The following is an 8513-nucleotide window of genomic DNA, read 5'->3' on the forward strand; positions in this document are numbered from 1 at the left end:
ATTATGCTGGGATTGCCCCGTTCGACCGAGGTGAACCGCCGTGTGCCAAAGGAGAAGCTTTACGCCAACGCGACGCTTACGCCCCGGTTGCGCGATCTGATAAAGGATCAGATCGAAGCGGTTCACTGGCGAAACAAGCTCGCGGACAGCACAGTGGGCGTGAGCGCCGGCGAGACAGTCTGCGAATTACAGGTATTCGAGGTAGAACTGCGTCAGCGCAGCCTGGACAAGCGCGTCCTCTCCGCCATTGCGAAGGCGATTCCTTACAAAATCTTGTTCGTTCTCACTTTCGGTAACGAAGCGCAGGCGTGGATAGAGGCGTCCGGCGTCTTTTATAGCTCCGAGTGGATGCCCCTGGACGAGCTCAAGCTGCGCTTTGATGGCCTGAATCTGGATGCCGCTTACGAAGATTTGGCGCGGCAGATTGCCGGAGGGCGGCTTGGAAAAGACGGTGATATCGCGGAGGCCGTCGACCGTGACAGGAAACACCAGAAACTTGAACGTAAGATTGCCGCATTGGAAAAGAAAATCCTGCGGGAGAAGCAGTTCAACAGGCAGGTGGAACTGAACGGTGAACTTAAAAGGCTGCGGGCAGAGTTGGAGGAATTGACATGAGGGACAAGCGCTTAAAAGGGCAGACGTGGTTTTCCCTTTGTGCGTTACTATTGATAATTGTGCATACTCTATTCAGAATCACAGCGCCATATCCGTGGCTAGAGCATGTTTGGGAAGCAGGCGATTTGATAACCTTTGTCGGGACAATGGTGTTAGGATATGTTGCTTATTGGCAAACAAACAACGCCAATGAAACAAACAATAGATTATTGAAGCTTGAAGAGGCGCGCTATAAACTAGAATTGCGCCCGTTTATTATGGTTACTGATTTTAAGGCATACGCAAAGATTGAAAGTGAATTGTTGAATAATCCCGATCGGCTTTATATTTCAGTGGCACCAAATGCGGATTTAAGTCAGCATATACTCTGTATTGAAATGGCGTTGGCCAATACTACAAACTCCTTTATCACTGCTGAGTATTCTGGTGCTAAATCGAAAGATGGAGCGGAATGGAGAAATTCGGCTGGCAATCAAGGTAATTTGAAAATAGCTATTAACGGAGGGAATACGGGCAATGTTGTCTTTTACGCCCCAAGCGATTTCTTCAAAGGGATGTGCGGTCAAAATATTCGCTTTCGATTTATATTAGAAAACCGACTTAGCAAGGCCTACGCCCAAGAGTTTGATATGATTGTCACTGCACTTTCTAGTACTTCTGTCGGCTGTTCGCCAACAGGGAAATGGTTTTTAAGCATGCGCATTCAAAACCATTCAATTGCTCGTTTTGAAACTAATAATGGGAAAACCATTGAAATTCCGGAGGAACTCTAGATGGATAAACTGAAATTTGAAACCCCGAACCTAACCGCTGAGAACTTACATAAGCTGGCGGAACTTTTCCCTGGTGTGGTTGTGGAGGGCAAGGTGAATTTTGACCTGCTGCGCTCCATGCTGGGCGACGAAGTGTTTGGCGACGAAGCCTATGAGTTTACGTGGGTGGGCAAGCGAGCCGCCATTGCGGAGGCAGGACGCCCTATTCGCAAGACGCTTCGGCCCTGCGTTGAGGAGAGCAGGGATTGGGATACCACAGAGAATCTCTACATCGAGGGCGACAACCTTGACGTGTTGAAGCTTTTGCAGGAGAGCTATCTCAGCAAGGTCAAAATGATATATATTGACCCGCCTTATAACACGGGGTCAGACTTCATCTACCGTGACGACTTTGCCCAGAGCCGCGAGGAATACGACGAAGAATCGGGCGTTTACGATGAGGATGGTGACCGCCTGTTCCGCAACACCGAGAAAAACGGGCGCTTCCACTCCGACTGGTGCAGTATGATCTATCCGCGGCTGGTACTGGCGAGGAACATGCTTCGGGATGATGGTTTAATTTTTATCAGTATAAATGATATTGAACTTTATAATCTTAAAAAGATATGCGATGAAGTCTTTGGCATTGAGAACCATATTTCAACCTTTGTGTGGAAGAATAAGTATGGTCCTGGAGCCTTTACTCGCGGCGTAGCGTCACTACATGAGTACATTTTATGCTACGGAAAACACTATCCAGATAGAATTGATACCGATTTGTCAGAGGAAGAACAGCAAAAATACAATCTGCGTGATGAGAAATTCCCGTCAAGAGGAGGTTACATTACCCAACCATTAGCTACACTCAGTAAGGATGACCGTCCAAACTTGGTTTATCCCCTGATCCATAATGGTGTTCAGATTTGGCCGAATAAACAATGGATCTGGTCAAAGGAACGTCTTTATTCTGCTTATGATAATGGTGATGTGGTTGTCAATGAGAAGAACGGCAAGTTTAGCGTTAGATTCAAGCAATACCTGCGTGATGAGAATGGACGTATGAGAAAAGGCACCCCTTTATCATTAGTGACGTCTATTTTCAATCAAGATGGCACCAAAGAAATTGATAATCTTATTGGCCGTGAGGTATTTGATTTTCCTAAACCGCACGAGCTTATAAAAAGGTTTTTGTCATTTATTGTTAATGGAGACGAAAAACGAGAGGACATTGTCCTCGACTTCTTCTCCGGCTCCGCCACGACCGCCCACGCCGTTATGCAATTGAACGCCGAGGACGGCGGCAAGCGTAAGTTCATCATGGTTCAATTGCCGGAGGTTTGCGCCGAAGGTTCGGAAGCCGCCAAAGCAGGCTACAAAAACATCTGCGAAATCGGCAAGGAGCGCATCCGACGTGCTGGAGATAAAATCAAGATGGACAGTCCGCTGACCACGCAAAATCTCGATATCGGCTTCCGCGTTCTGAAGCTCGACGACACGAATATGAGCGACGTGTATTATGCTGCGGGCGAAACCACGCAGGATTTGCTGTCGCATTTGGAGAGCAACATCAAGCCGGACCGCACGGATATGGACCTGCTGTTTGGCTGTCTGCTCGACTGGGGTCTGCCGCTTTCCATGCCGCATACCCATGAGAAGATTGATGGCTTTACTGTCCATACCTACAACGGCGGCGACCTGATCGCCTGTTTTGAGGAGAGAATCAGCGAGACGGCAATCCGGGAAATCGCGCGCCGCCAGCCGCTCCGCGCCGTCTTCCGTGACAGCGGCTTCAGCAGTTCGCCGGAAAAGATCAACGTGTTTGAGATTTTTAAGCTGCTCGCGCCGAACACGAGGGTGAAGGTGATATAATGATTTATTCACAGCTTTCCACAACGCGCAAATTCGGAGGGCATCCCGAATGAAACTGAAGTTTAAACATCAGCAATTCCAAGCGGATGCCGCATCGGCCGTCTGTGATGTATTTGCCGGGCAGCCGTTCCATACGCCAACATACATGATCGATCCGGGCCGCGGGCAAGTGTCGCTGGACGAGGCTCGGAAGTTCACGGGCTTTAACAACGCGCCCGTCGCCATCACAGACGACAAGGTGCTGGAACACATCCGCGCCATTCAGCGAAAGGGTCAAATCAAGCCCTCCGATGCGCTCGAAGGGCGCTATAATCTGACCATCGAAATGGAAACCGGCGTGGGAAAAACCTATACCTACATCAAAACCATGTACGAACTGAACAAACGTTATGGCTGGAGCAAGTTTATCGTGGTGGTGCCAAGCGTCGCCATCCGTGAGGGCGTGTATAAATCGTTCCAGATGACCGAGGAGCACTTTGCCGAGGACTACGGCAAGAAAATCCGCTATTTCATCTATAACTCGGCACGGCTTACCGAGATCGACCGCTTCGCCTCCGACAGCGCGATCAACGCCATGATCATTAACAGTCAGGCGTTCAATGCACGCGGCAAAGATGCCCGGCGCATCTACATGAAACTGGATGACTTCCGCTCCCGCCGCCCCATCGACATCCTGGCCAAGACCAACCCGATTTTGATTATCGATGAACCGCAATCGGTGGAGGGTGAAGCAACGAAGGCGCGGCTCAAGGAATTTACGCCGCTGTTCACGCTCCGCTACTCTGCAACCCACCGCGCAGACAGTGTCTACAACATGATTTACCGCCTTGACGCGTTGGAGGCCTACAACAAAAGGCTTGTCAAGAAGATCGCTGTCAAAGGCATCTCGGTTTCTGGCAGCACGGCTACCGAGGGGTACGTCTATGTACAGAGCATCAACCTCTCAAAGGGAAACCCGACCGCGACCATCGAGTTTGACGTGAAGGGAAAATCTGGTCTACATAAGGAGGTCCATACCGTCTCGGAAAGGTATAACTTGTTTGATAACTCAAAAGGACTTGACCGGTATAAAGATGGTTATATCGTCTCACGGATCGACGGGCGAGACTCCTCCGTGGAGTTTGTCAACGGAAAAAAACTGTATGCGGGCGACGTCATCGGCGTGGTCAACGAAGAGCAGCTGCGGCGCATTCAAATACGTGAAACCATCCTCTCCCATATCGAGCGCGAGCGGCAGCTGTTTGCTAAAGGCATCAAGGTGCTATCCCTGTTCTTTATCGACGAGGTGGCAAAATACAAGCGATATGACGAAGCCGGCAATGCCATAGGCGGCACTTATGCTGAGATTTTCGAGGAAGAATACAAGGCAATCGTCGGTTCAATGCAGCTTAAACTGTCCGATACGCCTGAATACTTGGCGTATCTCGACGGCATCGCCGCCGACCATACCCACGCCGGATATTTCTCCATCGATAAAAAAAGCGGCCGCATGATTGACAGCAAACTGGGCGACAGGAAAGAACGCACCTCCGACGACGCGGACGCTTATGACCTGATTATGAAAGATAAGGAGCGGCTGCTTGACCTCCGTGAACCTGTACGGTTTATCTTCTCACACTCCGCTCTTCGCGAGGGATGGGACAACCCCAACGTGTTCCAGATCTGCACATTGAAAAAGAGCGGCAGCGACGTCCGCAAGCGTCAGGAGGTTGGACGCGGGCTGCGCCTATCCGTCAACCAAAGCGGCGAGCGTATGGATGAAAACGCCCTCAGCCGTGAGGAAATCCACAGCGTGAACGTATTGACGGTTATCGCCAACGAAAGCTATGACAGCTTCGCCAGGGGGCTGCAAAGCGAAATCGCCGAAGCTGTCGCCGATCGCCCGCGCAAAGTCGAGGCAAAGCTATTTCATGAGAAGTTTGACGAAGATACTTCCCTCGCCATCTATGAGAGCCTCATTGAAAATGGCTATGTGAAACGCGGGGAACTGACAGAGAAATATTATGAGGCCAAAAAGAACGGCACGCTTGAGGCACCGGAAGAAGCCAAAGGCCGCCTCGACGATGTAATCGCCGTGCTCGATTCCGTCTACGATCCGAAAGCGAACAGGCCTGATGATGCCCGCAAGAACACGGTCGAGGTTACACTGGATAAAGGCAAACTCGACAGCAAGGCGTTCCAGGAACTATGGTCACGTATAAACAGCAAGAGCTATTATGTCGTAAACTTCGATGAGGATGAGCTGGTCGGCAAATCGATCGCCGAACTGAACGCTCGCCTGCGTGTATCCAAGATATACTTCAAAGTCGAAATAGGTGAACAGGTGACGGATATTGAATCCAAGGAGCAGTTGCAGTCTGGGGAAGCCTTTGTCCGCAAAGGCTTGCTCCGCGAGGAAGCGGCGGCGCACATGGCAATGAAGGCGAGTTCGTCTGTGCGGTATGACCTCATCGGGAAAATTGTCGCGGAAACAGGCTTGACCCGCAAGGCCGTGGCGGCAATTCTCCGCGGGCTTGAGAAAGGCGTGTTTGACCAATTTGGCAATAACCCCGAGGAGTTCATCATCCGTGCCGCCAATATAATCAACGAGCAGAAAGCGACCGCGATCATCGAGCATATCACCTACGACAAGCTGTCGTCCGTGTTCGGAACTGAAATCTTCACTGAGCCCGACCTTAAGAAGGGCAGCCTCGGCGTGAACGCCATGGAGGCCAAGCGGCATCTGTACGACTATGTCATTTACGATTCCACAAATGAGCGCGACTTTGCCGCTGAATTGGAGTCTCACAGTGGCGATGTAGAGGTCTACGTCAAACTGCCGCGCGGGTTTTATATCAGCACCCCTGTGGGCAAGTACAACCCTGACTGGGCGATTGCCTTCTATGAGGGCACGGTAAAGCACGTTTACTTCGTCGCTGAGACAAAGGGGGATATGTCTACATTTGAACTTCGAAAAATTGAGGCCGCAAAAGCCCACTGCGCCCGCGAGCATTTCCGCGCCATCAGCTCCGACAACGTGGTCTACGACGTGGTTGACAGCTACGACAGGCTTTGGGAGTTGGTTCAAAAATAAACGCGATGCCAGTATCAGGTTAATGCTGCTTACGAGGGAGTGAAGATATGAACACAACCATTATCTGCCCGCATTGCAAGAGGCCTTTTGAAATCTCCGATGCAATACAGCATCAGATAGAGGACGAGCTGCTTCGGGCAAAGACGGAGCAGTCTGAGACGCTCCGAAAAGAATACGATGAGCAATCTGCCGAACGACTGAAACAAGCGGTGCAAGATGCGGTGGCGGCAGCACGGCAGGAAGCCGACCTCCGCCTTGAAAAGGAAAGGCAGGCGGCAAAACTTGAATTGGACAAAGCCCGCCAATCCACCGAGCTGGAGGTGGAAAAAGCAAAGCAGACCACGGAGCTCGAAACCGAGCGCCTGCGTCGCGAAGCCGCCGCTTCAAAGGAAAGTGAGAAGCACCTCCGCAAGCAGTTATCAGATTTGCTTGAAGAACTCTCCAAGGCGAACAAAGCGCGTGAGGATGCCGAACTTGCCGCCCGTAAAGAACTGCTCGAAAAGGAGAAGGGTATCCGCGCCGAAGCCGCTCAGAAAGCCTCCGAGGCCTTCAACACGAAAATCCGCGAACAGGAGGAAACGATCAACCGCCTGCGTGAACAATTAACAACGGCAAAGCAAGTAGCGGAGCAAGGGTCACAGCAGTTGCAGGGCGAAATCCTCGAGCTGGATATCGAAGAAGCGCTCCGAAGCGGTTTCCCGTTTGATACTGTCGAGGAGGTTAAGAAGGGCGAACGCGGCTCAGACATTCGCCAAGTAGTCAACGAGCGGCTTTATATGAACTGTGGCTTGATACTTTGGGAATGCAAAAACGCCAAGACTTATCAGGCAAGCTGGCTCGGCAAATTGAAAGACGAGCTCGCGGTGGAGAAAGCCCAAATCGGAGTTATTGTCTTCAATCCTACCGACGGCGGTGGAGACGATTTCAAGCAGCTTGCAGAGAACGTTTGGCTTGTGAAACCGCGCTACGTAGTTATGCTTGCCACGTTGCTGCGGGAAGCAATCGTCAAGGTCTTCGCTGCAAACCGCGCTGCCGAAGGCAAGGATGTAAAGGTCGAACTGATATACAACTACCTGACAGGCGGCGAGTTCAGCAACCGAATCCGTTACATCCTTGAGTCCTATGATGAGATGGCAAAGCAGCTCGATACCGAGAAGAAGCAGGCCCAAAAACGCTGGGCGGCGCAGGAAAAAATTCTTCAAAAGGTCACGAGCAGTCTTTACGGAATGAGCGGCGACCTCCAGGGTATAGCCGGCAAGGAAATAATCGCACTACCAACCCTCGCAGATGATGAAGAAGAATTAAGGGCGGTGAAGCCTCGCGGCATAGCCCCGCCAAAGCAGACAGGAGTCGGTGAAGATGAGTTCTAAAATGTCTTCTGCGATTGAGCACATTACCCTCAATGCCGCCACATTCCACAATGTGGCCATCGACCCAACGTTTATTAACTTCTTTTACGGGAATAACGGCACGGGCAAAACAACAATATCGACCGAAATTCTCGCTGGGAACGGCCTCTCTTGGCAGGCCGGTAAATCTGCCGCTGACTACAGCGTCTTGGTTTATAATCAGGCGTTCGTTGCCGCCAATTTTCAGGACTATGGCAAGCTGAAGGGTGTATTCACAGTCGGCGAGCAAAACATCAAAATTCAAAATGATGTCGCCGAGAAGTCTGCCCAGCGCGCCGACCAAGAGCGGCAGAACGGCGAAAACAACACGGCAAAGGAACGCAAGGAAGCCGAGCGCGACAGACTCCTTGCCAGCTTCCAAGATACCTGTTGGACTAAGGGCAAAGCCCTCCGTGACGGGTTTGATGCCGCCATTGTGGGATTTAAGACAAAGGCGAAGTTTGCCGAAAAGGTCCTGCAGGTAAGCAACCCGACCCATCACGATGTCGGCGAACTGCGAACCCTTTATGAAACGGCGTTTGACCCGAACGCCCGTATATACGAGAAGTTCCAACCGCTGGGCAGAGTCACGAAGCTTCAAGGCTCCAACGGAAATGATCTTCTCGCCAAGCCAATAACCAATAGTGGCGATACGCCGTTTGCCGGATTTATCAAAGCCCTGAACGCCACGGACTGGGTTCGCCAAGGCCATGAGCATTTCGCCGACACCGATGGCAGATGTCCTTACTGCCAGCAAGAGCTTCCCGACGACTTTGAGGAGCAACTTGCCGCTTGTTTTGACGACCAATACCAAGC

Annotated in this window: 6 protein-coding genes; all 6 read left to right on the forward strand. The window is 51.2% G+C overall.

The features are described from left to right. Positions 1-3: 3 nt before the first annotated feature. Complete coding sequence (locus ACH6CV_RS15965; RefSeq protein WP_456359213.1) at positions 4-615, forward strand: DUF4391 domain-containing protein; 612 nt, start codon at positions 4-6, stop codon at positions 613-615. Then, positions 612-1388, forward strand: a complete 777-nt coding sequence (locus ACH6CV_RS15970) for a hypothetical protein (protein ID WP_456359214.1) — start codon at positions 612-614, stop codon at positions 1386-1388. The genes ACH6CV_RS15965 and ACH6CV_RS15970 overlap by 4 nt, the downstream gene beginning before the upstream one ends. Continuing rightward, on the forward strand, positions 1389-3236 hold the full coding sequence (locus ACH6CV_RS15975; protein WP_456359215.1) for a site-specific DNA-methyltransferase: 1848 nt from the start codon (positions 1389-1391) through the stop codon (positions 3234-3236). A 49-nt stretch (positions 3237-3285) separates the two neighbouring features. Beyond that, positions 3286-6309 carry a type III restriction-modification system endonuclease gene (locus tag ACH6CV_RS15980; RefSeq protein WP_456359216.1) on the forward strand — a complete coding sequence of 1008 codons (3024 nt, stop codon included), beginning with the start codon at positions 3286-3288 and terminating at the stop codon, positions 6307-6309. A 47-nt stretch (positions 6310-6356) separates the two neighbouring features. Next, positions 6357-7679: a DUF2130 domain-containing protein gene (locus tag ACH6CV_RS15985; RefSeq protein ID WP_456359217.1), complete on the forward strand. Its 1323-nt coding sequence runs from the start codon at positions 6357-6359 to the stop codon at positions 7677-7679. Beyond that, the coding region (locus ACH6CV_RS15990) for an AAA family ATPase (RefSeq protein ID WP_456359218.1) at positions 7669-8513 on the forward strand (845 nt) is incomplete at its 3' end. The genes ACH6CV_RS15985 and ACH6CV_RS15990, both read left to right, overlap by 11 nt.

Source organism: Anaerozeibacter quisquiliarum (genome assembly GCF_051162045.1).
Taxonomy (GTDB): Bacteria; Bacillota; Clostridia; order Christensenellales; family Aristaeellaceae; genus Anaerozeibacter; species Anaerozeibacter quisquiliarum.